Genomic DNA, 621 nt, shown 5'->3' on the forward strand with positions numbered 1-621 from the left:
GGATTATCAGTCGACGGGGCGTCTATCTCTGGTTCTTTTGCGATGCTTGGTGCAATCACCATGCTTTATTGCGTCCTTTGTCCGTTTGCTGCGGGCGCGAGTTTAAAGATCATATGCGATGTTTAGAAAAGTGAAAGTGTAAATGGCAAATACGAAATGGACATGGTTCCACCGCTTTGGATCTCCTAAGTGGTTGTACGACTTCTCAGAACGCTACAACGGACCACTCTTTGGGGTTGGTTGTGCGCTTATGCTGGGAGCGTGCTTTTGGGGGTTGTTTATTGCACCGCCTGATTACCAACAGGGTGACAGCTTTAGAATTATATACATCCATGTTCCTACTGCGATTTTAGCCCAGTCGTGCTACATGATGATGGCTGCGGCTGCGCTTGTCGGGCTCGTTTGGCGAATGAAAATAAGCGACTATTTCATCGCTTGCGCTGCGCCAATTGGTGCCGTCATGACATTTCTTGCGTTATTTACAGGTGCTGTCTGGGGCAAGCCCACATGGGGAACTTGGTGGGTGTGGGATGCGCGTTTAACATCGATGCTTTTACTATTGTTTTTGTATTTTGGCGTCATAGCACTTCGTTCTAGCATTCAAAGCGCCGATAATCGTGC

Annotated in this window: 1 protein-coding gene; it reads left to right on the forward strand. The window is 48.0% G+C overall.

Annotated elements, in window-relative coordinates; all coding sequences use genetic code 11:
- Positions 1 to 142: 142 nt before the first annotated feature.
- Positions 143 to 621: cytochrome c biogenesis protein CcsA (ccsA, locus tag A3738_RS07345; protein WP_197473674.1), on the forward strand; the 479-nt coding region annotated here is incomplete at its 3' end.

Source organism: Oleiphilus sp. HI0066, assembly GCF_001635725.1.